Annotated in this window: 22 protein-coding genes; 10 read left to right on the top strand and 12 right to left on the bottom strand. The window is 52.4% G+C overall.

Annotated features, from left to right (window positions below; all coding sequences use genetic code 11):
* The first annotated feature begins 10 nt into the window (after positions 1-10).
* Together fadD and rnd are read left to right on the top strand one after the other, a co-directional pair.
* On the top strand, positions 11-1,687 hold the full coding sequence (gene fadD / locus AC790_RS13785) for a long-chain-fatty-acid--CoA ligase FadD (protein ID WP_152929130.1): 1,677 nt from the start codon (positions 11-13) through the stop codon (positions 1,685-1,687).
* 98 nt (positions 1,688-1,785) lie between these two features.
* A complete protein-coding gene (rnd, locus tag AC790_RS13790) occupies positions 1,786-2,907 on the top strand; it encodes a ribonuclease D (RefSeq protein WP_049852169.1) in 1,122 nt (373 codons plus the stop codon).
* 55 nt (positions 2,908-2,962) lie between these two features.
* Here rnd and minE read toward each other — a convergent pair whose 3' ends face one another.
* From minE to minC, 3 genes are read right to left on the bottom strand one after another with little or no spacing between them, the layout of a single operon-like run.
* Complete coding sequence (minE, locus tag AC790_RS13795) at positions 2,963-3,232, bottom strand: cell division topological specificity factor MinE (RefSeq protein WP_007889661.1); 270 nt, start codon at positions 3,230-3,232, stop codon at positions 2,963-2,965.
* Positions 3,233-3,235: 3 nt separating this feature from the next.
* On the bottom strand, positions 3,236-4,048 hold the full coding sequence (gene minD / locus AC790_RS13800) for a septum site-determining protein MinD (protein ID WP_007889662.1): 813 nt from the start codon (positions 4,046-4,048) through the stop codon (positions 3,236-3,238).
* A gap of 33 nt (positions 4,049-4,081) precedes the next feature.
* Complete coding sequence (gene minC / locus AC790_RS13805) at positions 4,082-4,792, bottom strand: septum site-determining protein MinC (protein WP_007889663.1); 711 nt, start codon at positions 4,790-4,792, stop codon at positions 4,082-4,084.
* A 153-nt stretch (positions 4,793-4,945) separates the two neighbouring features.
* On the opposite strand from minC, the gene AC790_RS13810 reads away from it, so the two are divergent.
* The 3 genes from AC790_RS13810 (at position 4,946) to AC790_RS13820 (ending at position 6,659) form a co-directional block, all read left to right on the top strand.
* On the top strand, positions 4,946-5,221 hold the full coding sequence (locus AC790_RS13810; RefSeq protein ID WP_007889664.1) for a YcgL domain-containing protein: 276 nt from the start codon (positions 4,946-4,948) through the stop codon (positions 5,219-5,221).
* A gap of 267 nt (positions 5,222-5,488) precedes the next feature.
* A complete protein-coding gene (locus AC790_RS13815) occupies positions 5,489-6,148 on the top strand; it encodes a fumarylacetoacetate hydrolase family protein (protein ID WP_007889666.1) in 660 nt (219 codons plus the stop codon).
* Positions 6,149-6,212: 64 nt separating this feature from the next.
* The gene (locus AC790_RS13820) at positions 6,213-6,659 is read left to right on the top strand and encodes a YcgN family cysteine cluster protein (protein ID WP_049852170.1); all 447 of its coding nucleotides are present in this window, start codon (positions 6,213-6,215) and stop codon (positions 6,657-6,659) included.
* A gap of 40 nt (positions 6,660-6,699) precedes the next feature.
* Here AC790_RS13820 and dsbB read toward each other — a convergent pair whose 3' ends face one another.
* The gene (dsbB, locus tag AC790_RS13825) at positions 6,700-7,230 is read right to left on the bottom strand and encodes a disulfide bond formation protein DsbB (protein WP_007889668.1); all 531 of its coding nucleotides are present in this window, start codon (positions 7,228-7,230) and stop codon (positions 6,700-6,702) included.
* A 320-nt stretch (positions 7,231-7,550) separates the two neighbouring features.
* On the opposite strand from dsbB, the gene fadR reads away from it, so the two are divergent.
* Positions 7,551-8,270: a fatty acid metabolism transcriptional regulator FadR gene (fadR, locus tag AC790_RS13830; protein WP_007889669.1), complete on the top strand. Its 720-nt coding sequence runs from the start codon at positions 7,551-7,553 to the stop codon at positions 8,268-8,270.
* A 46-nt stretch (positions 8,271-8,316) separates the two neighbouring features.
* Here the strand turns inward: fadR and AC790_RS13835 are convergent, their stop codons facing one another.
* On the bottom strand, positions 8,317-9,852 hold the full coding sequence (locus AC790_RS13835) for a SpoVR family protein (protein ID WP_007889670.1): 1,536 nt from the start codon (positions 9,850-9,852) through the stop codon (positions 8,317-8,319).
* A gap of 494 nt (positions 9,853-10,346) precedes the next feature.
* On the opposite strand from AC790_RS13835, the gene AC790_RS13840 reads away from it, so the two are divergent.
* Entirely contained in the window at positions 10,347-11,648 is a 1,302-nt protein-coding gene (locus AC790_RS13840; RefSeq protein ID WP_007889671.1) for a D-amino acid dehydrogenase, read from the top strand.
* A gap of 21 nt (positions 11,649-11,669) precedes the next feature.
* Entirely contained in the window at positions 11,670-12,740 is a 1,071-nt protein-coding gene (dadX, locus tag AC790_RS13845) for a catabolic alanine racemase DadX (RefSeq protein WP_049852171.1), read from the top strand.
* Here the strand turns inward: dadX and AC790_RS13850 are convergent.
* The 6 genes from AC790_RS13850 to yeaG form a co-directional block, all read right to left on the bottom strand.
* Positions 12,733-13,926, bottom strand: coding sequence for a multidrug effflux MFS transporter (locus AC790_RS13850; RefSeq protein ID WP_007889674.1), 1,194 nt, complete (start codon positions 13,924-13,926; stop codon positions 12,733-12,735). The two genes, dadX and AC790_RS13850, sit on opposite strands and share 8 nt — an antisense overlap.
* Positions 13,927-14,040: 114 nt before the next feature.
* Positions 14,041-15,507, bottom strand: coding sequence for an undecaprenyl-phosphate galactose phosphotransferase WbaP (gene wbaP / locus AC790_RS13855; protein ID WP_049852172.1), 1,467 nt, complete (start codon positions 15,505-15,507; stop codon positions 14,041-14,043).
* A gap of 376 nt (positions 15,508-15,883) precedes the next feature.
* On the bottom strand, positions 15,884-16,117 hold the full coding sequence (locus AC790_RS13860) for a DUF1480 family protein (RefSeq protein WP_049852173.1): 234 nt from the start codon (positions 16,115-16,117) through the stop codon (positions 15,884-15,886).
* A gap of 77 nt (positions 16,118-16,194) precedes the next feature.
* Entirely contained in the window at positions 16,195-17,922 is a 1,728-nt protein-coding gene (locus AC790_RS13865; RefSeq protein ID WP_007889680.1) for a potassium/proton antiporter, read from the bottom strand.
* A gap of 231 nt (positions 17,923-18,153) precedes the next feature.
* Positions 18,154-19,431, bottom strand: coding sequence for a YeaH/YhbH family protein (locus AC790_RS13870; protein WP_007889682.1), 1,278 nt, complete (start codon positions 19,429-19,431; stop codon positions 18,154-18,156).
* 91 nt (positions 19,432-19,522) lie between these two features.
* Complete coding sequence (gene yeaG / locus AC790_RS13875) at positions 19,523-21,457, bottom strand: protein kinase YeaG (protein ID WP_007889683.1); 1,935 nt, start codon at positions 21,455-21,457, stop codon at positions 19,523-19,525.
* Positions 21,458-21,864: 407 nt separating this feature from the next.
* On the opposite strand from yeaG, the gene AC790_RS13880 reads away from it, so the two are divergent.
* Complete coding sequence (locus tag AC790_RS13880; RefSeq protein WP_007889686.1) at positions 21,865-22,614, top strand: MipA/OmpV family protein; 750 nt, start codon at positions 21,865-21,867, stop codon at positions 22,612-22,614.
* Positions 22,615-22,698: 84 nt separating this feature from the next.
* A complete protein-coding gene (locus AC790_RS13885; RefSeq protein WP_049852174.1) occupies positions 22,699-23,547 on the top strand; it encodes an aldo/keto reductase in 849 nt (282 codons plus the stop codon).
* Between the two features lie 23 nt (positions 23,548-23,570).
* On the opposite strand, the gene AC790_RS13890 is transcribed toward AC790_RS13885, so the two are convergent.
* Positions 23,571-24,443: a D-hexose-6-phosphate mutarotase gene (locus tag AC790_RS13890; protein ID WP_049852175.1), complete on the bottom strand. Its 873-nt coding sequence runs from the start codon at positions 24,441-24,443 to the stop codon at positions 23,571-23,573.
* Between the last annotated feature and the right edge of the window lie 32 nt (positions 24,444-24,475).

Here is a 24,475-nt window from a genome sequence, read left to right on the forward strand (position 1 = left end):
GGGTGATTCTTTGAACAAGGTTTGGCTCAAACGCTATCCGCCAGATGTCCCAGCGGAAATTAGTGCCGATCGTTATACTTCTCTGGTCGATCTTTTCGAACATGCTACTCAGCAATATGCCGATCAGGTCGCATTTATCAATATGGGCCAGCCGATGACCTATCGGCAGCTGGAAAAGCAGAGCCGCGCCTTTGCGGCCTGGCTGCAGCAGGGTTTAGGCTTGAAGCAGGGCGATCGTGTGGCGTTAATGATGCCCAATCTGCTGCAATATCCGGTTGCCCTGTTTGGCGTCCTGCGCGCCGGCATGGTAGTCGTCAATGTCAATCCGCTCTACACGCCGCGCGAACTCAAACACCAACTGATTGATAGCGGGGCCAGCGCTATTGTTATCGTGTCGAACTTTGCCCATACGCTAGAAAAAGTGGTGGCCGAGACGCCAATCAAGCATGTCATGCTGACGCGTATGGGCGATCAGCTGGCACCGGTGAAAGCCACGCTGGTCAACTTCGTGGTTAAGTATGTGAAAAAGCTGGTGCCAAAATATCACCTGCCCGGCGCCGTGCCGTTCCGCAGCGCGCTACAGCAGGGCGAGCAGATGACCTATCAGCGTCCTACCGTCACCAATGATGATTTGGCCTTCCTGCAATATACCGGTGGGACCACTGGCGTTGCCAAAGGCGCGATGTTGACGCACCGCAATATGCAGGCCAACCTGGAACAGACGAAAGCTACCTACGGCAAGCTGTTGCGCCCGGGTAAAGAGCAGGTGGTAACTGCGCTGCCGCTCTATCACATTTTTGCGCTGACGGTGAACGGACTGCTGTTCCTCGACCTCGGCGGCACGAATCTTTTGATAACTAATCCGCGCGATATTCCGGGCTTCGTTAAAGAGCTGAGCAAGTTTCCGTTTACTGCCATCACCGGCGTGAATACCTTGTTCAATGCGCTGCTGAATGATGCCAACTTCAATAAACTCGATTTCTCTACGCTGCGCCTGTCTGCTGGCGGTGGCATGGCGGTGCAAAAAGCCGTTGCTGAGCGCTGGGAAAAACTCACCGGTCACTATCTGCTGGAGGGTTACGGCCTGACCGAGTGTTCGCCACTGGTGTCGGTGAATCCGTATGATATTACCTGTCACACCGGCAGCATTGGTTTACCGGTGCCTTCCACCGACGTGCGCATTGCGGATGATGAAGATAAAGAGGTGCCGCCGGGTGAGCCGGGCGAGCTGTGCATTCGTGGTCCGCAGGTAATGACCGGCTACTGGCAGCGCGCCGATGCCACCGATGAAGTGCTGAAAAATGGCTGGCTGCATACCGGTGATATTGTTACGGTTGATAGCGAAGGCTTTATTCGCATCGTCGATCGTAAAAAAGACATGATTCTGGTGTCGGGCTTTAACGTGTATCCTAACGAGATTGAAGATGTGCTGATGCAGCACGAGAAAGTGCGTGAAGCCGCGGCGATTGGCGTACCGAGCGATCTGTCAGGCGAAGCAGTAAAAGTGTGCATCGTGAAGAAAGATCCGTCATTGACGAAAGAGGAAGTGCTGGATCATTGCCGTCGCCAGCTCACCGGCTACAAAGTGCCGAAGATTATCGAGTTTCGTGACGAGTTGCCGAAGACCAACGTGGGCAAAATATTGCGCCGCGAATTGCGTGATGAGGCGAAGCGAGAAGGGCAGTAACGCGCCATTCTCCTCAGGTTAACGCCGGCACAGTCCGGCGTTTTTATTGCTTTTAACATGGAGCGCTGCGCGTAGTTTGCCGCAGCGAGAAAGACAACGTGAATTACACCCTGATCGACCAAAATGACCAACTGGCCGCCGTGTGCGAGAAAGCACGCCAACATGCTGCCGTGGCGCTGGATACCGAATTTGTGCGCACCCGCACCTACTATCCGCAGCTCGGCCTGATTCAGCTGTTTGATGGCGACCAGCTGATCCTGATCGATCCGCTTAATATCAGTGACTGGACGCCGTTCGTGGCGTTGCTGCAGGATAAGCAGGTCACCAAATTCCTCCACGCCGGAGGAGAAGATCTTGAGGTGTTCCTGCATCGCTTCAAGTGCCTGCCCGATCCGATGATCGATACGCAAATTCTGGCAGCTTTCAGTGGTCAGGCGCTGTCATGGGGCTTTGCCTCGATGGTGATGCACTTTAACCAAATCGAGTTGGATAAAAGCGAATCGCGCACCGATTGGCTGGCGCGTCCGCTGACCGAGCGTCAGTGTGAATATGCCGCTGCCGATGTCGCTTATCTGCTGCCGATTGCCCATCAGCTGGTTGCGCAGACAGAAGCGGCCGGCAATATGGCGGCGGCGCTGAGCGAATGCGACACGCTGTGTCAGCGCCGTCTTGACGTGCTGCAACCCGAAGAAGCCTGGCGTGACATCACCAATGCGTGGCAGTTGCGCCCACGCCAGCTGGCAGCCTTGCAGCGTCTGGCTGCGTGGCGTCTGAACATTGCGCGCCAAAAAGATATGGCGGTGAACTTTGTGGTGCGCGAAGAGAATCTGTGGAAAGTGGCGCGCTTTATGCCGGGCAGCCTTGGCGAGCTGGATCATTTAGGGCTGAACGGCCATGAGATCCGTTTCCACGGTAAAGCGATGGTGGCGCTGGTGGCTGAAGCACAGGCACAGGATGAAGCTACCTTGCCGCAGCCGCTGCCGAATCTTATCGATCATCCGCACTATAAGCAGGCCTTCAAAGCCATTAAAGCGCTGGTGCAACAGGTGAGCGAGGAGAGTGGATTTAGTCAGGAGTTGCTGGCATCACGCCGCCAGATCAATCAGGTGCTGAGTGTTTATTGGGGATTGAAGAACGCTTCGCGCACACCTGAGCTGCTAACAGGCTGGCGAGGTGATTTGCTGAAGGCGGGTATCGACGAGATCCTGCAGGCGCTGTAAGTGCAGCATTTTCCCCTGCGCAATACCGCAGGGGAAAATCAGGAAACCGCTTTAATCATTTAGGAACGTCTTCCGGCTCCGGTAGCGTTACGTTGAGCTCAAGGATGGAGATATCATCCCCTTTCTGATCCAGCTGAACGGTCACCATATCCGGGTCAATTTTTACGTATTTACAGATCACTTCCAAAATATCGCGCTTCAGCTGCGGCAGGTAATGGGGCTCACTGTCGCCCCTTCTGCGTTCGGCTACGATAATCTGCAGCCTTTCCTTGGCTATATTGGCTGTGTTCTTCTTACGGGATAAAAAGAAATCAAGTAATGCCATTGGTTATCCCCCGAACAGGCGTTTAAGGAAACCCTTCTTCTCTTCTTCAATAAAGCGGAAGGGGCGTTCTTCGCCAAGCAGGCGATCTACGGTATCAGCATAAGCTTTACCGGCGTCAGCGTTTGCGTCGAGGATCACCGGCTCACCCTGGTTAGAAGCACGCAGCACAGATTGATCTTCCGGAATCACACCAACCAGTGGAATGCGCAGAATTTCCAGCACATCTTCCATGCTCAACATATCACCGCGGGTGACGCGGCCTGGATTGTAACGGGTCAGCAGCAGATGCTCTTTCACCGGATCCTGGCTGTTCTCGGCACGACGTGATTTAGACGAGATGATGCCAAGAATACGGTCCGAGTCACGAACTGAAGAGACTTCCGGGTTGGTGGTGATGATGGCTTCATCGGCGAAATACAACGCCATCAGCGCACCGGTTTCAATGCCCGCCGGTGAGTCACACACAATGAAGTCGAACTCCATCGCCGCCAAATCATTCAGCACTTTCTCAACGCCTTCACGAGTCAGCGCATCTTTATCACGCGTCTGCGAAGCCGGCAAAATGTAGAGTTGCTCAGTACGCTTGTCACGGATCAGTGCCTGGTTCAGTGTGGCATCACCCTGAATAACGTTAACAAAGTCGTACACCACGCGGCGTTCACAGCCCATGATTAAATCCAGGTTACGCAGGCCGATATCGAAATCGATGACGACCGTTTTTTTGCCTTTCTGCGCTAACCCGGTGGCGATGGCCGCGCTTGACGTGGTCTTGCCAACGCCCCCTTTACCCGATGTAACTACAATAATGCGTGCCATAAATGTTGATTTCCTTAACGAAAGAAAAGGGGCTTAATTAAGTGTCTGAATGGTAAGCGCGCCCTCTATCAGGCTCAGGCGTGCCGCTTTACCAAAGAATTCCGCCGGGATCTGATCGATCATCCAATATTCCCCGGCAATTGAGACCAACTCTGCGGCGAGGTTGGTACAAAAAATCTGGCTATCGCTTTGGCCACCCACGCCGGCCAACGCACGGCCACGCATCATGCCATAGATATGGATATTCCCGTCGGCAACCAGCTCGGCACCGGCGCTGACGCTGTTGGTGACGATGAGATCGGCATTACGCGCATAAATCTGTTGGCCCGAACGCACTGGCGTATTAATGATGCGCGTTTTACTGACGGCTTCTGCCGTTACCGCGGGAAGCACCGGGGCGGCTTCGACAACCGGAGCACTCGCCTGTTTGCGACTCTCTTTACCTTCAGAGAGTACCGGCAAACCTGCGCGGGCAATCATTTTTTTCAGGGCTTCATCTTTGCAACCGCTGACGCCAACGATACGTAAACCCGTCGCCATCACCGCTTGTTGCATCTGCTTCCAGTTAATGTCGCCTGTCAACGCTGATACATTGAGCACCACGGGCGCATTCAGTAAAAAGGCCGGTGCCTGATCGATTTTTTCCTGGAGCGCCTGACGAATCACCTCGGGTTGCGAATGATGCAGATGAACGACTGACAGGGTAAAACTGCTTCCCTTGAATTCGATTGGCGTTTGCGACATCTTTGCTGACTCAGTCCTGTTTTACGACCTTTAAATGTACGTCGATAAAATCGGCAATAACATCAAACGGTCAATATTCGAAGTTCTGCAAGCATGTTATAGTTACTGCTATATTCAGGCAAGTGACGCCATCGGTTAATTCGAGTAAAAAATATGTTTTGTGTGATCTACAGAAGCCCGCAACGTGAACAGACTTATCTGTATGTTGAAAAAAAAGACGATTTCTCCCGAGTACCAGAAGAACTGCTGCGTGGCTTCGGCAAACCCCAGCTGGCCATGGTGCTGTCGCTGGATAAGCGTGACAAGCTGGCTAACGCGGATATCAATAAAGTTAAGCAAGGTTTAAGCGAACACGGCTATTATTTACAAATTCCACCACCGGTTGAAAGTCTGCTCAACATTCATCTCGATCAGGGTAAAAAAGATTAATTCAGATTCATCTGTAAAATATATCCTGTAGAAATAATCAGTGCTATTTGCGTTAATTAACTGCCCGCGTTAACCCTTTATTGCGGGCAATTATCCAGGCGTTTGCAGATTTTGTTGTATACGATTAACGACTTTTGACAATTTCCACCACGCCTGCCGCCACAAACCCGCTAATATATTCCCTCTCAGCCTGCCGCGTTCCGGCACTGAATTCGACTTACTCGCCAGTCGCACTGGCGGCAAACACAACTCAAGCAGGGGAATAGCATGTATCAGCATCGTAACTGGCAGGGCGCTCTGTTGGATTATCCGGTCAGCAAAGTGGTTTGCGTCGGCAGCAACTATGCTAAGCACATAAAGGAAATGGGAAGTGCCACGCCAACCGAGCCAGTGGTGTTTATCAAACCGGAAACCGCGGTCTGCGATCTGCGCCAGCCGCTGTCGATTCCGGCAACCTTTGGTGAAGTGCATCATGAAGTGGAGCTGGCGGTGCTGATTGGCTCGACGCTGAAGCAGGCGAGCGAAGAACATGTCGCTAAAGCAATTGCCGGTTACGGTGTCGCGCTGGATTTAACCCTGCGCGATGTGCAGGCGGGGTTGAAGAAAGCGGGTCAACCGTGGGAAAAATCGAAAGGCTTTGATAATTCATGCCCGCTGTCAGGATTTATACCGGCGGCAGAATTCGGCGGCGATCCACAGAATACCGAGCTGAAGCTGATCGTGAATGGCGAGGTGCGTCAGCACGGTACGACTGCCGATATGATCCACAAAATTTTGCCGCTGATTGCCTACATGAGCCAGTATTTCACGCTGCGCGCAGGTGACGTGATCCTGACCGGAACGCCTGAAGGCGTTGGCCCGATGCGCTCTGGCGATAAACTGGAAGTATCACTTGCCGGTCACGGTATTTCCACGCGCGTACTGTAAAACTTGCATCACCGCACCTGAAGCTTTATAAGGTGCGGTCTTATTATCAACCCGGACCGCCATCATGACTGAACAACCTTTCTGGCAGACTAAACGCCTTGACCAAATGAACGACGCAGAGTGGGAATCCCTGTGCGACGGCTGCGGCCAATGTTGCCTGAATAAGTTGCAGGATGCGGACACCGATGAGATCTACTTCACCAACGTCGCCTGTAATCAGCTGAACATCAAAACCTGCCAATGTCGCAGCTACGAGCGTCGTTTTGAGTTAGAAGAGAACTGCATCAAGCTGACGCGCGAAAATCTCACCAGTTTTGAATGGCTGCCGCGTACCTGTGCATATCGCGTATTAGGGGAAGGGAAAGCCTTGCCGGCCTGGCATCCGCTCATCGCCGGCTCTAAAAAAGCGATGCATGCCCAGCGCATTTCCGTGCGTTTTATTGCGGTGCGTGAGAGTGAAGTGCGCGATTGGGAAGAGCATATAATTGATCGACCGGACCGTAACGGTTAAACATAAAACAGGCAGCTACGGCTGCCTGTTTTGTTTGTGCTTAACGTCCGAACAGATCGCGGCGTTTAGGTTTAAACGGTTGGGCAATTAACACCAGCAGCGCGACCAACAGATACGCCGCGAAAATCACAATCATCCACTGCGGCATGCTCCAGGTCAGGAAAGTCCAGCCACGTTCGGCGCAGTCGCCGCTGGCGACAAACACCGAGGGCAGCCATTTATCCAGCGGCAGCCAGGTGGGGAAACGCGCCGCAAAATCGCAGGTGACAAATGGATTGGGGTGCAGCTGAATCATGGTGTGGTCGTAGGAGAGGCGAACCCCTTCAATGGCGCTATAAATCCAGATCAGGATCGCCGCCCAGCGCAGCGGCGTTTTTGGCGCGATGGCACCCACGATACCTGCACCCATCACACCAAACAGTGCGCAACGCTCATAAATACACATCACGCAGGGTTGCAATCCCATCACGTGTTGAAAATACAAAGCCGTCAATTCAAAAGCCAGAGCCGTTAGGGCCAGCAAAAGCCAGGCACCTCGTCCACGCGAGCATTGATTCAAATATCGCAACATATTGCTTTTCCTGTAACCGTTAATGTTTCGCAGTGTAAACCAAAAGCGCACCCGTGCCAGCCAGGCAGCGGGAAAAAATCATGTACAAAAATGACTTAAGTCTGGTTGAAGTGAAAAAAGAGTGGACTCAAAAGGCGAGAGAAAATCTGTCGGCAACAAGCGCAGCGCAAACGTATGCTTTGTCGCACTAGCGTGTCTGAAAACACAGCTGAATTTTGCGCCAGCGCGCGCTTTTAATCGTTTGGCAGGCTATTTCCGCTATAGCCGCTCTGGTATGATGAGTCGCATTACGATAAAGAAAGCAACGAGAAATAAATGCTATGGTGATTAAGGCGCAGAGCCCTGCGGGATTTGCTGAAGAGTATATTATTGAAAGCATCTGGAACAGTCGTTTTCCGCCGGGATCCATTCTACCTGCCGAACGTGAGCTTTCTGAACTGATTGGCGTGACTCGCACCACGCTGCGTGAAGTGTTGCAGCGCCTGGCACGTGATGGCTGGTTGACCATCCAACATGGCAAGCCGACACGCGTAAATGATTTCTGGGAAACCTCTGGTTTAAACATCCTCGAAACGCTGGCCCGACTCGACCACGATAGCGTGCCGCAGCTGATTGATAATTTGCTATCGGTGCGTACCAACATCTCTTCCATTTTTATCAGCCGTGCACTGCGCCATCATCCAGAAAAAGCGCGTGAAGTGTTGGAAAATGCGCTGAGTGAGGAGGATAAAGCAGAGGCTTACACCGAGCTCGATTATCGTGTGTTTCGCGGTTTGGCGTTTGCGTCCGGTAACCCGATTTATGGTTTGATTTTGAATGGCCTGAAAGGGTTGTATACCCGTGTGGGTCGTCACTACTTCTCCAGTCTGGAAGCCCGTGAACTGGCGCGTAACTTCTATCGCCAACTGGCCGATCTGTGCGTGGCAAATCCTTCGCAGGAGCAGATTGTCGATAGCGTACGTGAATACGGTCGACGCAGCGGTGAGATTTGGCACAAGATGCAGAAAAGCATGCCGGATGATTTAGCCAGCAAGCGATAACCAGCAATAAAAGGAAAACCGGACGTTAACAGTCCGGTTTTTTGTTTTATAGCGTTGGGCCGCGCGTGGGCGATCGATCCAGCAACTCGACGCTACCGTCTTCATTCTGCTGTTCCAGAATCACGTCAAAGCCCCACAAACGATGCACATGCTTCAGGACCTCTTTGCGGCTTTTATCGAGGGGCGCCCGCTGTTGCGGCACATAACGCAGCGTCAATGAGCGATCGCCACGTAAGTCGACATTATAAACCTGAATGTTCGGTTCCAGATTGCTCAGATTATATTGTGCCGACAGCTGCTGCCGAATGGCGCGATAACCCGCTTCGTCATGAATGGCCGCAATTTCGAGGAAATTGTTGCGGTCATCGTCCATCACCGTAAATAACCGGAAATCACGCATCACTTTTGGCGACAGGAACTGGCTGATGAAGCTTTCGTCCTTGAACTCACGCATGGCAAAATGCATGGTTTTCAGCCAGTCGGAACCGGCAATGTCAGGGAACCAGTAGCGGTCTTCTTCGGTAGGTGTTTGACAGATGCGCTTGATGTCCTGGAACATCGCAAAGCCCAGCGCATACGGGTTGATGCCGTTATACCACTGACTGTTATAGGGCGGCTGATACACCACGTTAGTGTGGCTATGCAGGAACTCCATCATAAAGCGTTCCGACACTTTGCCCTCGTCATACAGATGATTAAGGATAGTGTAGTGCCAGAATGTCGCCCAGCCTTCGTTCATCACCTGCGTCTGTTTTTGCGGATAAAAATACTGGCTGACCTTACGCACAATACGCAGCACTTCACGTTGCCACGACTCCAGCAGCGGCGCATTTTTCTCCATGAAATAGAGCAGGTTCTCCTGTGGCTCAGAGGGATAGCGCGATGCCTGGATGTGCACCGATTCCTTCTCTTTACGCGGTAGCGTGCGCCAAAGCGTATTTACCTGGCTCTGCAGATACTCTTCGCGGCTCTGCTGACGGGCCTTCTCTTCCTGCAGCGAAATTTTTTGCGGACGTTTATAGCGATCAACGCCGTAATTCATCAACGCGTGGCAGGAATCGAGCAGGCGCTCAACTTCCTCGACGCCATAGCGCTCTTCGCAATCGGTGATGTAATTTCTGGCGAATAACAGGTAATCAACAATCGAACTGGCATCGGTCCAACTGCGGAACAGATAGTTATTTTTAAAGAAAGAGTTGTGGCCATAACAGGCGTGCGCCATCACCAGCGCCTGCATGGTCATGGTGTTCTCTTCCATCAAATAGGCGATACACGGATTGGAATTAATCACGATCTCATAAGCCAGGCCTTGCTGACCGTGCTTATAGCGTTGTTCGGTTTCGATGAATTTCTTGCCAAACGACCAGTGTGCATAGTTGATCGGCATACCCACGCTGGAGTACGCATCCATCATCTGTTCGGAGGTGATCACTTCGATTTGGTGCGGATAGGTTTCCAGTCCGTAGCTTTTCGCTACGCGGTCAATTTCCGCCAGATAATCATCCAGCAGTTCGAAGGTCCAGTCTGGGCCGTCACTGAGTCGTTTACTGTTGCGGGTTGGCTCGTCAAAGATTGTCGTCATAGCGCACCTCTGTTTTGCAAGCGGCAGGGATCACCTGTCACGATCGTTTAAGGCCTCATCCTGAGTAAAGATGGCCCAATAAAACTGAGCGAACACTTCAATGATAGTCCACTGTCGCCTATCCGAAACTGAATCTCAATTGAATTCTTTTGGCAGAAAATCATTCAAAAAGCGTCAGTTAAGCTGATACTTATGGTAAATATTGGTTTTATTTCAACTATCAGGATAATGCTCTGTTTATAAGTGCATTGTATGACTGCGGCGCTTTCTCCTGAAAAACGGTAAAACCCCTACCTGACGCATAATAAATGGCTGATTAAGCGATTATAGGCATAAAAAATCCTGATTTTTGATGTGATGCATGATTTCAGTGTGCAGTTAGGTGAAAAACATGTGAAATATGGCGGTCAAATGTAAGATTTGATGGGTGGTGAAATTATCCTGCCCTGGGCTTGGTTAATAGTTAATTATTCTTTTGCTGCGACGAGGGGCTTATGCGCGTAGTAATTCTTGGTAGTGGTGTGGTTGGGGTAGCAAGCGCATGGTATCTGGCACAGGCTGGGCACGAGGTGACGGTCATCGATCGTCAACCCGCAGCGGCGCTGGAAACCAGCGCCGGTAATGCCGGACAGATCTCGCCGGGCTACGCTGCGCCCTGGGCGGCGCCGGGCGTTCCGCTCAAAGCTGTCAAATGGATGTTTCAGCGTCACGCGCCGCTGGCGGTACGTTTGGACGGCAGCAAGTTCCAGCTGGAATGGATGTGGAATATGTTGCGTAACTGCGACATGCAGCACTATCAAGAGAATAAAAGCCGCATGGTACGCATTGCGGAGTACAGCCGCGACTGCCTGAAAACGTTGCGTGCCAGCACCGGTATTGCTTACGAAGGTCGCCAGGGCGGAACGCTGCAACTTTTTCGTACTCAGCAGCAGTTTGCCAGTGCCAGCAAAGATATTGCGGTGCTGCGTGATGCTGGCGTGCCTTATGAGCTACTCGAGGCACATCAATTGAAAAATGTCGAACCAGCATTAGCGGCGACCGCCCACAAGCTTACCGGCGGTTTACGCTTGCCCAACGATGAAACCGGCGATTGCCAGCTGTTCACCCAACGACTGGCAGAGATGGCGGCGGCGGCGGGCGTCACTTTCCGCTACAACACATCGGTCGACCAACTGCTGCGCGAGGGCAACCGCATTTACGGCGTGAAGTGTGGCGAGGAAGTGATTAAAGCCGATGCTTACGTAGTGGCGTTTGGTTCCTATTCCACGGCGTTACTGAAAGATATCCTGGCGATCCCGGTGTACCCGCTGAAAGGCTATTCGTTAACCATTCCGATTAAAAATGCTGATGCTGCACCGGTTTCCACCATCCTTGATGAAACCTACAAAGTGGCGGTGACGCGCTTTGACGATCGCATCCGCGTGGGCGGCATGGCAGAAATTGTTGGTTTTAACACCAAACTGTTGCCGGCACGACGCGAAACGCTGGAGATGGTCGTCCGCGATCTTTATCCTGAAGGCGGATATGTCGAACAGGCCACGTTCTGGACCGGCTTGCGTCCGATGACGCCAGACGGTACGCCGATTGTGGGGCGCACGCCGCTCTCAAATCTCTATCTCAATACCGGTCACGGTACGCTGGGATGGACGATGGCTTGTGGTTCCGGTCAGCTGTTGGCCGATTTAATTTCCGGTCAGAAACCGGCGATTGCCGCAGATGATTTGTCAGTGCTGCGCTACCTGCCGGGTTTTGAGCCACATGCGTCGCCACTGCGTAACGCCAACGCGGCGCGTTGAAACCTCAGGGAGAGTACAAGCATGTCACGTCCAACCGGTGCCACCATCAGTCGCCAGGCACTGCGTCATAATCTGGCCATTGTGCGTCAGGCGGCTCCTCACTCGCACGTCTGGTCAGTGGTGAAAGCCAATGCGTATGGCCACGGCGTGGCCCGCGTGTGGCAAAGCCTCGCCGAAACTGATGGTTTTGCGCTGCTGAATATGGAAGAGGCGATTTTGCTGCGTGAGCAGGGATGGAAAAAACCAATCTTGCTGCTGGAAGGCTTCTTCCATGCCGACGATTTGGTGCTGATCGATCGCTATCGTCTCACCACCAGCGTACACAGTAACTGGCAGATTCAGGCGCTCGCCAAGGCACATCTGTCGGCACCGATCGATGTCTACCTGAAAATCAACAGCGGCATGAATCGGTTAGGTTTTCGGCCTGAACTGGCGCAGGCGGCGTGGCAAAAACTGCGCGCATTGCCTAACGTCGGTGAAATGACGCTGATGGCGCACTTTGCCGATGCCGAAAACCCGCAAGGCATCATTGAGCCGATGAAGCGTGTTGAGCAGGCAGCGGAAGGGCTCGGTTGTCCACGCTCCTTGTCGAATTCTGCTGCCACGCTGTGGCATCCGCAAGCGCATTTTGACTGGGTGCGTCCTGGCATCATCCTGTATGGCGCATCGCCGAGCGGTGACTGGCAGGATATCGCCAGCACCGGATTGCAGCCGGTGATGACACTCCACAGCGAGATCATTGGTGTACAGCAATTGAATGCCGGTGATGGTGTCGGTTACGGCTATCGCTATCATGCTGGTGCAGCGCAGCGTATTGGTATTGTTGCCTGTGGTTACGCCGACGGCTATCCACGTCATGCACCCACCGGAACGCCGGTCAGCGTTGATGGCGTGCGCACGCAAACGCTGGGCGCGATATCCATGGATATGATGATGATCGATCTGGAACCATGCCCGCAGGCCGGAATTGGTTCGAAGGTTGAGCTATGGGGGAATCAGGTGAAGATTGATGAAGTGGCAAAAGCTGCCGGAACGGTGGGCTACGAGCTGATGTGCGCGCTTGCGCCACGCGTTCCGGTTGAGGTTATTTAAGCGCGGTCACGCTGCCGTGCATCTTCTTGCTGCAGCGCCAGGCGATCAGAGCCAGCGCTGCACCTGTCAACATCATCAACGCCAGCGATGATTTCTCTGCAACGGGCAGTGCCACGATTGCCATGCTGCCACCTGCGCCACACGCCATCTGAATAAAGCCTTGCAGGGCCGCGGCAACACCCGCTTGCTGCTGATAGGGCTCCAGCGCGTAGCTGGTGGCCGGCCCCACCGTGAACGCCAATCCTGCTACCGAAACCGCTACCGGAATCATGTATAGCGCCCAATGGTTTTGCCATGCCGCGGGTAGCAGCGTGGTGCCCATCATCAGCAGAATCGCGCCAATCAGCATAGTGGCAAAACCCATTGCCAGGCAGAACGGACGTCCGGCTTTGCGAATCGTTTTATTCACGAAGGCGCTTACCAGCATGATCCAGAAGCCGTTGGCACCAAATGCGAAGGAGAACTGCAGCGGCGTGAGGCCACCTTCGGTCATCAGCACGTGCGGCGCTAACGAAACATACGTCAGCACCATGCCCAGCGCGCCCGCATTGGCAAATGCGAAGGCGAGGAAGCGCGGTTCACGCGCGATCGCAGCATACTGCGCTAGCGGTAAACCTTTGACGCGCAGCGTGTCCGCAGGACGCGTTTCCGGCAGCCACAGCAGTACGATCAAACCGATAACCAGCGCATAACCGCACAGGAACCAGAACGGCATGCGCCAGCCGTAGGCTTCAGCCAGAATCCCGCCCAGTAGCGGTGCCAGCGCTGGCACGATATTCAGTGCGCCGTTGAGAAAGCCATAGGCGCGCGCGGCATCTTCGCCACTGAGGCGATCGCGCACGCCGCTGAATGCCACCACCGCGGTGCAGCATACGGCACAGCCCTGAATGATACGTGCGAGGAAGAACACCGGCCAAAGCGTCGCAGTGGCAGCAATCGCGCTGCCGATGATATAGAGACCCAGGCCGATCAGCGCGATCGGTTTACGGCCAAAGTTATCCACTAACGGTCCGGTGACCAGCTGACCAATGCCCATCACTAACAAAAACAGCGGAATGGTGATCTGGATAAGACTCACCGGGCTGTTCAGTCCATCGGCGATTTGCGGCAGAGTAGGGAGGTAAAGATCAATACCAAGCGGCGCCAGCAGCACCAGGCTTAGCAGAATTAAGGTGAATTTTTGCATTACGAACCGAACGACCTGTTAAACAAGCGGGAAGGGTAATGACTCTGCGGGGAAAAAGAAAGGGATAAAAAAATGCGATGCCTGCCAACGTGCACAGGCACCGCGTCGAGGGTATTAGTAAGCGCCGTCGCGACGTACCACGACACCTGCGGTTTTAAACAGAATGGCGATGTCCGTCCACAGTGCCCAGTTCTTCACGTACCAGGAGTCGAAGTAAACGCGCGTATCGTAGTCGATGTCGTTACGGCCGCTAACCTGCCACAGACCGGTCATGCCCGGCTTGGCCATCAGGTAGTAATCAACATCGCCGGCATAGCGCTCCAGTTCCGCTTCAATCACCGGACGTGGACCTACCAGGCTCATTTCGCCGCGAATCACGTTCCACAGCTGTGGCAACTCATCAAGGCTGGTTTTACGCAGGAAGTTACCAATTTTGGTGACGCGCGGGTCGTTTTTCAGTTTGAAATCACGATCCCACTCGGCACGTGCCTCCTCGCTGGTCGCCAGCAGGTTTTGCAGCACTTCCTGCGAGTTGGTGACCATTGAGCGGAACTTCAGGCACTTGAACTTCACGCCATCTTGTCCCACGCGTTCATGGCCATAAATCGCATTGCCACCATCGCGTTTCACCATCGCACACAGTAGACCAAACACCGGTCCAAGGAACAGCAGCAGTAGCGAGGCCACCACGATGTCGAAAGTACGTTTCAGGAAGCGGGAAGAGCGTTTCGCCAGGTTATTGCTCACGCGCAAGATCATCACTTCATGACTGAAGATAAATGACATGTCGGTGCCATACAGCGGCACACCACGCAGCGTAGGGATCACGGAAATCGAACGGCACTTCATTTTGGACAGGAACTTCAGCCATTTATCGCGCACCACTTGCTGCTCAAACTCGGTGGCGACGATAAATTGCGTGTTGTCACGGTCCATGGTCTGCCAGTTAATATCTTTCCAGGTAATTACCGGCACGCCGTTCACTTTTTCATGCTGTTGGTCATCATCCAGCGAGATAAAGGCCTGCACGTTATAACCCAGGATCTCTTCACTTTGCAGCGCCGCATAAGCTTCCATCGCATTTTTGCCGGAACCAATAATGATGGTTTCCTTCTGCCATTGGCCCGCGCGGTTAATTGCGCGTTTCACTACCGCGCGCATCAGCGGCAGCAGCAGCAGGGCGTAGGTCCAGCTAAATACCCAAACCATGCGCGAGAAGTCCCATTTCGAGAAGGCAATCAGCGCCAGATCGAGCAGAGAGAAGACGAACAGCGTCTTGATGACTTCTTTCAATTCAAACCAAAACGGCTTGCGGTAAGTGTAGTGACGCATGCGTACCCAGAACCAGGCGGTACAAAGCACCGAAAGGCCTAATTGGGCAATAAACCGGTATTCAATCTGCTGTGGCGGAATAAAGGTATCCAGTTCGCCCCAAATACCTTGAACGGTAGCGGCAGATAAAAACAATGCCAGATTTAACGCAATTAAATCCGATAAGCTAAGTGCGACTTTTGCGATGAGATTTTTGCGCAGTCCGCTCCACGAGCGGGTTGCGCTATTCATTATCAAAGTACTTGCCATAAAACCTGCTCTCTTTTCTTAAGTAAAAGATGGCCTGACCAGAATCAAGTACGCGCTCAGGAGTGGTCCGCTGAAAAGCAGAAAAAATAATATTTTCAGCGAGATATAAGTCAGTGCTGCCATAAGCGCTGCAAGGAAAGGACCGTTTGAGACGTGATGCACGTCACGAAAAGCTGCAGCAACGTTTAAGAGTATGCAGGAGTTATTTGACAGAGTTAATATGGAAATAGTCTGAAAAGGAAATAAATGACTAAAGAAATAATTGGATAATTATTTGAAATGTAAGGTTAAAAGTAAAATAAACTGCAATATGACGCTTCATTTTAAGACAACTTTTCGGAATGACCGCCATTGGCTCAATGGCGGTGAGAAACAATCAGGCAGGTTTTTTTAGGACCCACAGGTCCTGCTGTTTGTCATAATGTCCGATTTGCAGATCGACCGCCTCGCCATCAATCCACGCCGGTACACTGGTTTCCACATCCCAGCCGTCGAGTTGGTCACTCAGGCCGGGATTGGTGTGGCAGGGAATACTCACAGTATCGACATTGTCAGTATTGAACTTTGCATCAACAATTTCATAACGACCAATCTTCACCACGTGTCCCATAACATTCTCCCGTATTTGCTGGGCTGAGTAGTGAGCATAGTCGTTCACACGCCTTTTACGAGCGTTAAAGACTCGGATTATTCCTTGTCTTCACTCACGCGCACGCCAATTTTGACGATTTGATTGTCCTCTTTTTCGGCTACTGTCCAGGTGAGTTGATTCCATTCCACCTGATCGCCGACCACCGGCGTGCTGCCTAACAGGCTCATCACTAGCTGACCCAGCGATTGCTGATCGTTGGTCTGCTCATCCAGTTCCAGCCCGTAAATTTGGGCGACATCGCGCAGGCGCGCCTCGGCATCAAGAATAAAGTCGCCGAAGAAGCGCTGATCAAGCGATACCGGAGGCGACTGGCTGAACATCTTGCCTAACGCCGGCAAATCGCGCTCGCGGCCAATAACGCACAGTACATCGCCCTCTTTAAGACGCGTATTGCCGTTCGGGTGCATCAACGCGTTATCGCGGAACAGCGCGGCGATGCGGGTTTCACGCGGCATCTGTAAATCGCGCAGCGCGGCGCCGACGCACCACTTATCGGCGCTCAGTTGATAGATGAACTGCTCCCACGGATTTTCCGGATGGATATCCAGCCCAACGCGACTGATTGGCGAGGCGGTCGGCGGCACCACCACTTTGGCGCGTTTGGCGGCATAACCGAGCGAGGTGCCCTGCAGCATTAGCGAGACCAGTACCACAAAGAACGCGATATTAAAGTAGAGCTTGGCGTTTTCCAGCCCAGCCATCATCGGGAAAACGGCGAGGATGATCGGCACCGCGCCACGCAGGCCGACCCAACTAATAAAGATGCGTTCGCGCCCGGTGAAGCCTTTAAAAGGTAACAGGCCAACGAGGATGGAAAGCGGGCGAGCCACCAAAATCAACCATAGTGACAGAATCATCGCTGGCACCGCGATGTGCCAAAGATCGGACGGCGTTACCAGCAACCCCAATACGATGAACATGCCGATTTGGCTCAGCCATGCCATGCCGTCAAAGGTTTGCAGGATGCCGTGGCGGTTACGAATGGGGCTATTACCCAACAGGAAACCGCAGAGATAGACCGCCAGGATGCCGCTGCCTTCCATTACTGTGGTGAGGGCAAATACGATGATGCCGCCGCTTACTGCCAGCAGCGGATACAAACCCTGCGCAAGGTTAATGCGGTTAATCAGCTGCTGTAGCGCCCAGCCGCCGCCGAGGCCTAACACAATGCCCAGACCAAACTGCTGAACCAGATGAACCACGAACATCCAGCTTAATCCAGACTGGCCTTGCTGAATCATGTCGATCAGCGTGATGGTAAGAAACACCGCCATGGGATCGTTACTGCCGGATTCGATCTCCAGCGTTGAGCTAACACGTTCATTCAGGCCTTTATCGCCCAGCAGTGAAAACACCGCCGCGGCATCGGTGGAACCGATAATCGCGCCAATCAGAAAGCCCTGCATCAGGTCGAGTTTGAATAACCAGGCTGCGGCGACGCCGGTTAATCCGGCGGTGATCATTACGCCGACTGTCGCCAGCGATAGCGCTGGACCGAGGGCCACTTTCAGTGAGGACGCTTTAGTCCGCATGCCGCCATCCAGCAGGATAATGGCTAACGCGAGGTTAGAGACCAGATAGGCAACCGGATAGTTATCGAACGCGATGCCGCCAATGCCGTCAATGCCGGCCAACATGCCGAGAGCAAGGAAGATCACCAGAATAGGAATGCCAAGGCGGGATGAAAAGGAACTGAGCAAAATACTTGCTGCTACCAGCACGGACCCAATAATGAACAAACTGTAAATCATGCTGGCATTCAACGGCATTCTCCTGCGGCGGGAACAAAAAAGACAAACTGCGGGGGATTCACACAGACAAGGTGAAAAGATAATGCCTTATCAATAGCTTGTCAGCGCTTAATTGCACATTTTTTCATTCTGTGGGGCCGTATCCCATATAAGGCTACATTTGTATGAAAATTCAACAGGAATTGGCAAGGATTGAGGTTTGCTGCTGATAAGAAAAAGCCGGTCAGTGACCGGCTTATACATTCAGGCTTCAGCCGCCTGTTTGTGGAAAAGCTCTCTAAATACCGGATAGATATCTTCTGGCTCACGAATATGCTGGATTGCAAAGTTATCGAACATCGCCTGCAGGTGTTCATACTCGCGCCACAAGGTTTGGTGGGCGCGGCGCGTAATTTCAATGTAGCTGTAATAGCGCACAACCGGCAGAATATGCTTGGCTAAAATCTCGTGACAGAGTGGGGAATCATCGGCCCAGTTGTCACCGTCTGAGGCTTGCGCCGCATAAATGTTCCACTGCGCCGGGTCATATCGCTCTTTTACCACTTCATCCATCAGCTTGAGGGCACTGGATACAATAGTGCCGCCCGTTTCCTGCGAGTAGAAGAACTCCTGTTCATCAACTTCTTTCGCCTGGGTGTGATGGCGAATGTAGACCACATCAACGTTCTTATAGGTGCGGCTCAGGAACAGATACAGCAGGATATAGAAGCGCTTCGCCATATCTTTAGTGGCTTGATCCATCGAACCTGACACGTCCATCAAACAGAACATCACGGCCTGACTGGACGGTTCTGGCCGCTTCTCGAAGTTTTTGTAGCGCAGGTCAAAGGTATCGATAAATGGCACACGCTCAATGCGCGCGCGCAACTCAGCAATCTCTTTACGTAGGCGTTCTTCTTCCAGCAACTGGGCTGGTTCACTGTTTTCTACTTCCGTCAGCGTCGCTTCCAGCTCGTTTAGCATGCGGCGTTTACCCGCCGTCATCGCTGTACGACGCGCCAGCGAGTTCTGTAACGAACGCACCACGCTGATGTTAGCCGGCGTACCGTTTGAGGTGTAGCCAGCGCGGTGGGTTTTGTACTCGTTTAACTGCCGATGCTGATTCTTACGCAGGTTCGGCAACGCCAAATCTTCGAACAGCAGATCGAGATATTCATCTTTTGAGATCTGGAAGACGAATTCATCCTGACCATCACCGTCCTGGCTCGCATTCCCCTGGCCGCTGCCACCGCCGCTGCCGCCACCTTGTGGGCGCTCAATGCGGTCGTTTTGTACGAAGTGATCGTTCCCGGGGTGAACGCGATGGCGATTGCCGCCGCGGCCCTGGTGGAAACTCGGCTCATTGATATCGTCAATTGGAATCGAGACCGATTCGCCGCTCTCGACATCGGTCACCGAACGCTTATTGATGGCCTCGGAGATCGACTGCTTGATTTGCGACTTATAACGGCGCAGAAAGCGCTGCCGATTGACGGCGCTTTTATTCTTACCGTTGAGACGCCGATCGATAAAATAGGCCATAAAACTCCCCCAAGCTGCATTGTAAGCTTAGGCCGGGATCACCCGGCCTCCTGTTGCAGCACTCAAGCGCTGCGTCGCTTACAGGTAACGATTATGACGACTTACGCACGCGCAGATACCACTCACACAGCAGGCGTACTTGCTTGCGGGTATAGCCTTTTTCCATCATGCGATCGACAAAATCGTCGTGTTTTTTCTGCTCGTCCGTTGAGGTTTTGGTATTGAACGAAATGACTGGCAGCAACTCTTCGGTGTTGGAGAACATTTTCTTCTCGATGACCGTGCGCAGTTTTTCGTAGCTGGTCCAGTTCGGGTTGCGACCACTATTTTGCGCACGGGCACGCAGCACAAAGTTCACAATCTCGTTGCGGAAATCTTTCGGGTTACTGATCCCGGCAGGTTTCTCGATCTTTTCCAGTTCGGCGTTCAGCGATTCACGGTCAAACAGCTGTCCGGTATCGGGATCGCGATATTCCTGATCCTGAATCCAGAAATCGGCATAGGTGACGTAGCGATCAAAGATGTTCTGCCCGTATTCAGAGTAAGACTCCAGATACGCGGTTTGAATCTCTTTACCGATGAACTCTGCGTATTTCGGAATCAGATAGCCTTTCAGATGCTCCAGATACTTCTCGGCTTGATCCTGTGGGAACTGCTCACGTTCGATTTGCTGCTCCAGCACGTAAAACAGATGTACCGGGTTGGCCGCCACTTCAGCATGATCAAAGTTAAACACGCGCGACAGAATTTTGAAGGCGAAGCGAGTGGAGAGGCCGTTCATGCCTTCATCAACGCCGGCGTAATCGTGATACTCCTGCCAGGATTTCGCTTTTGGATCGGTATCTTTCAGGCTTTCACCATCATAGACGCGCATTTTCGAGTAAATGCTGGAGTTTTCTGGCTCTTTAAGGCGTGACAGAATGGAGAACCTGGCCAATGTTTCCAACGTACCCGGTGCACATGGCGCGGTGGTCAACTCACTGTGATCCAACAGTTTGTTGTAAATCTTGATCTCTTCGGAAACGCGTAAGCAATAAGGCACTTTGACGATGTAGACACGGTCAAGGAACGCCTCATTATTCTTGTTGTTCCGGAAGGTGACCCATTCTGATTCATTGGAGTGCGCCAGAATGATACCGTTAAACGGCAGGGCAGAGATGCCTTCGGTACCGTTGTAGTTACCTTCTTGTGTCGCGGTCAACAGGGGATGAAGCACTTTAATAGGTGCTTTGAACATCTCAACGAACTCCATCACACCCTGGTTAGCGCGGCACAATGCACCGGAGTAGCCATAAGCATCAGGATCGTTTTGCGCATGGTTTTCCAGTTTACGGATATCCACTTTACCGACCAGCGCGGAGATATCCTGGTTGTTCTCATCACCTGGTTCAGTTTTGGCAATGGCAACCTGTTCAAGAATCGATGGCCACACTTTAACGACTTTGAAGCGGGTAATATCGCCGCCAAACTCATGCAGGCGTTTTGCTGCCCACGGCGACATGATGGTGCCGAGATAACGCCGCGGCACGCCATACTCTTTTTCCAGAATATTGGCATCTTCCTGCGGGTTAAACAGGCAGAGTGGATGATCGTTTACCGGGCTGCGCTCGCCGTCGGCGCTCAGCACATAAATAGGAACGCGCTGCATCAGTGCTTTCAGGCGTTCAGCCAGCGAAGATTTACCGCCGCCCACTGGACCCAGTAAATAAAGAATTTGTTTCTTCTCTTCTAAACCCTGCGCGGCATGTTTCAGGTAAGAGACGATTTGCTCAATCGCCTCCTCCATACCGTAAAACTCTTCAAAGGCAGGGTAGCGTCCCATGACGCGGTTGGAGAAAATTCTGGAAAGGCGTGGCTCTTGCGCAGTGTCAACCATCACCGGCTCACCGATGGCCATTAATAGTCGCTCGGCAGCGTTGGCGTATGCACTGCGATCCTGTTTACAGATGGCGAGGAATTCCTGCAATGTGAACTCTTCGTCCTTGGCAGCTTCATAACGCTGACGATAGTGATCGAATATATTCATAGCGATGCCCGTCCTTTCGTTTTTAGCACAGGTAAAGGAGCGTAATAAAATTGTCTAGCTGCTCCCGGAAGATATTCTTTAATGAGTACAGCAACCCTTATGCCAACCTGACGTTTTTTTATCGGGATACACAATTCTTTTGGTTACTCTGCTCGTACAAAAAGTCTCGTCTTACATTTAACTGTAGAAGGCATTCAGAAAACCTGCTGCCACTTTTCTCCTTATTCAGCGATATATCAATAACAAAGTCTCATAAGCACTGAGGCTTTCAGCCTAAGCAGGTAGGGCAACCAGGCGCCTCAGATAATTCTGTTGCGCGGTTGCGAGAGCATCATTAAACGTTAACCGATGGCAAAAATTTGGTTAGACTCTGCGTGTGATTGTTATATTAATGGACTGAACAAATTGTGAACCAATTCAAACTTAAAGCGCTTGCTGTTGCTATTCCTTGTTATTTTGCGGCGTTCGGCACTCATGCAGAACCCTTATCTCTCGGTGCTTCGGTCATTTATGCACAGTCACCTTATCGTGGTGGTCAAGACCGTTACCTGCCGATCCCAGTGATTAATTACGAAGGTGAAAATTTCTGGTTCCGCAGCCTGCAGGGTGGCTATTACCTGTGGAAAGACCCACAGAATCAGCTGTCGCTGACTGTGCTGGGATCGCCGCAAAAGTATGATCCTAAAGATAACGATTTGGGTGATATGAAGGGGCTGGATAAGCGCCGCATGACGCTGATGGCGGGTGCCAGCTATCGTCATGTCGCCGACTGGGGCATTGTGCGCACCTCATTGCTTGGCGATGTGCTTAATAACAGCAATGGCATGCTCTGGGATATCACTTATTTATATCGCTTTGATTTCGGTGCGTTCAGCCTGACACCGGGTATTGGCGCACTGTGGAACAGTGCCAATCAGAACCGCTACTATTATGGTGTTTCTTCACATGAAAGCGCGCGTACCGGTATTTCTGAATACCACCCAGATGATAGCTGGTCGCCGTATGTCGAGATGAATGCCAGCTATAAAATCAGTGACAGCTGGAACGCCAGTTTGTCAGGACGCTATACGCGTTTCGACAGCGAAATTAAAGACAGTCCAATGGTCGATAAAGATGGCCAGTTCACACTCTGGACTGGCGTAAGTTATAGCTTCTAAAAACTAAAATTAACGCCTCGTATTGAGGCGTTTTTTTTACATTGCACGTTTAGCGAGCCCCAATTTAGCGCAGCCGGAGGAGTAATGAAGACCATTAAATTTTACGGTGAATCTGCCTTACCCGCTATCGGCCAGGGCACCTGGTATATGGGCGAAAACGCCGCGCAGCGCGGTCAGGAAGTGGCGGCATTGCAGGCAGGGCTCGACCACGGCTTAAAAGTCATTGATACCGCCGAAATGTATGCCGAAGGTGGCGCGGAAAACGTTGTGGGAGAAGCGCTGCGTGGACGTCGCGATCAAGCCTGGCTAGTGTCCAAAGTCTACCCCTGGAACGCAGGTGAAGTTGACGCGTTTGAGGCCTGCGAGCGCAGTTTGCGCCGCCTGCAAACCGATTATCTGGATCTGTATCTTCTCCACTGGCGCGGCAATGTGCCTTTAGAAGAGACCATTCGCGCGATGCAGTCTTTACAGCAGCAGGGCAAAATCCGCCACTGGGGCGTATCGAATTTTGACCATGACGATATGCTTGAACTGTGGAATGAACCGGGCGGCAATGCTTGTGTAACCAATCAAGTGCTCTACCATTTGGCCTCACGTGGCATTGAGTATGATTTGTTGCCGCTGTGTCAGCAACGCGAGGTGCCAGTCATGGCTTATTGCCCTCTGGCGCAAGCCGGCCGACTGCGTCAGGCATTATTTGAAGATGGGCAATTGCAGCAGATTGCACAACAGAAGGGCATCAGCGTAGCGCAAGTTATGCTGGCCTGGGTGATCCGTCAGAAAGGGGTTTTAGCCATTCCTAAAGCCAGCAGCGTAGCCCACGTACAGCAGAATGCCGCGGCGTTAACCATCGATTTAACTCTCGAAGAGCTCGCCATAATTGATCGCGCATTCCCTGCGCCGCAGCATAAAACCGCACTGGATGTGGTTTAGCGGCGCTAACGCGCCGCATCATCTTATTTGTTAACGACGCGAATCGTGGTGCCGAGGCGAGCAGGTGATTCGCCAGCGCTCTTAAGCGGCTTATTAATACGCGCGGTTTCGACGCAAACCATGGTCTTATAGCCTTCATTGGGCATATCGCCCATGCTGCAAGACAATTCAGGCCCTGGGTTCCACGTGACAACGTCACTTTGATAGTGATGGTAGACTTCGATCTGGCGTCTGCCGCCTCTGTCATGAATGACGCTACAATCATCAGCAGCGGTGTGGATACGATCCACACGGTTCGGGTAAGTCTGTTTACCCTCCGATGCGCCAATGGCGTTATCGTTAACCTTATCGATATAGCTATTGCCTAAACCACTGACTTCAACTTGTGCGATATCGGCAATATGGAAATAGCTGTGGAGCGCTGCCGTGGCTTCATAATCGCCGTAGGCTTCAAGCTCGATTTCACAATGCTCAGCGATACGGAAACGGGCAAGTAAGGTGAAATCATGCGGCCACAGCTTTTTAGTTTGTGCATTGCTTTCCAGTGTAAAGGTGAGCAATACCGCATCTTCGTTTTCATCGTGAGCAGTTAGCGTCCACGGCATATTGCGTGCAAAACCGTGCGCTGGTTCGCCCGCTGGGCCAAACCATGGCCAGCAAATTGGCACGCCACCGCGAATGGCTTTACCGCTAGTAAATGGCGTCTTTTCACTGAGCCAAATCACCGGCTGTTGTCCGCTGGGCTGCCATGACAGAAGGTGGGCGCCCTGTAATGCAATTGCGGCGCGCACTTTAGGATGGCTGATCACCACAATCGGTAAATCACCTTGCTGCCGTTGTGACAGATAAGGGGTGATTTGATTGACTACCGACAGGGTATAAAGCGTATCTTGCATGGTCAGACCTTCTCATTATTCAGTCGAAAAAA

Origin of the sequence: Pantoea sp. RIT-PI-b (genome assembly GCF_001187905.1) — a bacterium.
In the GTDB taxonomy this organism is placed as follows: domain Bacteria; phylum Pseudomonadota; class Gammaproteobacteria; order Enterobacterales; family Enterobacteriaceae; genus Pantoea; species Pantoea nemavictus.

Excerpts from the sequence above, each read along its gene's own strand:
- fadR (WP_007889669.1), top strand. The coding sequence starts at position 7,551 with ATGGTGATTAAGGCGCAGAGCCCTGCGGGATTTGCTGAAGAGTATATT.
- wbaP (WP_049852172.1), bottom strand. The coding sequence starts at position 15,507 with ATGGCAAGTACTTTGATAATGAATAGCGCAACCCGCTCGTGGAGCGGA.
- AC790_RS13890 (WP_049852175.1), bottom strand. The coding sequence starts at position 24,443 with ATGCAAGATACGCTTTATACCCTGTCGGTAGTCAATCAAATCACCCCT.
- dsbB (WP_007889668.1), bottom strand. The coding sequence starts at position 7,230 with ATGTTGCGATATTTGAATCAATGCTCGCGTGGACGAGGTGCCTGGCTT.
- AC790_RS13885 (WP_049852174.1), top strand. The coding sequence starts at position 22,699 with ATGAAGACCATTAAATTTTACGGTGAATCTGCCTTACCCGCTATCGGC.
- AC790_RS13835 (WP_007889670.1), bottom strand. The coding sequence starts at position 9,852 with ATGACGACAATCTTTGACGAGCCAACCCGCAACAGTAAACGACTCAGT.
- AC790_RS13815 (WP_007889666.1), top strand. The coding sequence starts at position 5,489 with ATGTATCAGCATCGTAACTGGCAGGGCGCTCTGTTGGATTATCCGGTC.
- minC (WP_007889663.1), bottom strand. The coding sequence starts at position 4,792 with ATGTCGCAAACGCCAATCGAATTCAAGGGAAGCAGTTTTACCCTGTCA.
- yeaG (WP_007889683.1), bottom strand. The coding sequence starts at position 21,457 with ATGAATATATTCGATCACTATCGTCAGCGTTATGAAGCTGCCAAGGAC.
- minD (WP_007889662.1), bottom strand. The coding sequence starts at position 4,048 with ATGGCACGCATTATTGTAGTTACATCGGGTAAAGGGGGCGTTGGCAAG.
- AC790_RS13870 (WP_007889682.1), bottom strand. The coding sequence starts at position 19,431 with ATGGCCTATTTTATCGATCGGCGTCTCAACGGTAAGAATAAAAGCGCC.
- AC790_RS13860 (WP_049852173.1), bottom strand. The coding sequence starts at position 16,117 with ATGGGACACGTGGTGAAGATTGGTCGTTATGAAATTGTTGATGCAAAG.
- dadX (WP_049852171.1), top strand. The coding sequence starts at position 11,670 with ATGTCACGTCCAACCGGTGCCACCATCAGTCGCCAGGCACTGCGTCAT.
- AC790_RS13840 (WP_007889671.1), top strand. The coding sequence starts at position 10,347 with ATGCGCGTAGTAATTCTTGGTAGTGGTGTGGTTGGGGTAGCAAGCGCA.
- minE (WP_007889661.1), bottom strand. The coding sequence starts at position 3,232 with ATGGCATTACTTGATTTCTTTTTATCCCGTAAGAAGAACACAGCCAAT.
- AC790_RS13850 (WP_007889674.1), bottom strand. The coding sequence starts at position 13,926 with ATGCAAAAATTCACCTTAATTCTGCTAAGCCTGGTGCTGCTGGCGCCG.
- AC790_RS13820 (WP_049852170.1), top strand. The coding sequence starts at position 6,213 with ATGACTGAACAACCTTTCTGGCAGACTAAACGCCTTGACCAAATGAAC.
- AC790_RS13810 (WP_007889664.1), top strand. The coding sequence starts at position 4,946 with ATGTTTTGTGTGATCTACAGAAGCCCGCAACGTGAACAGACTTATCTG.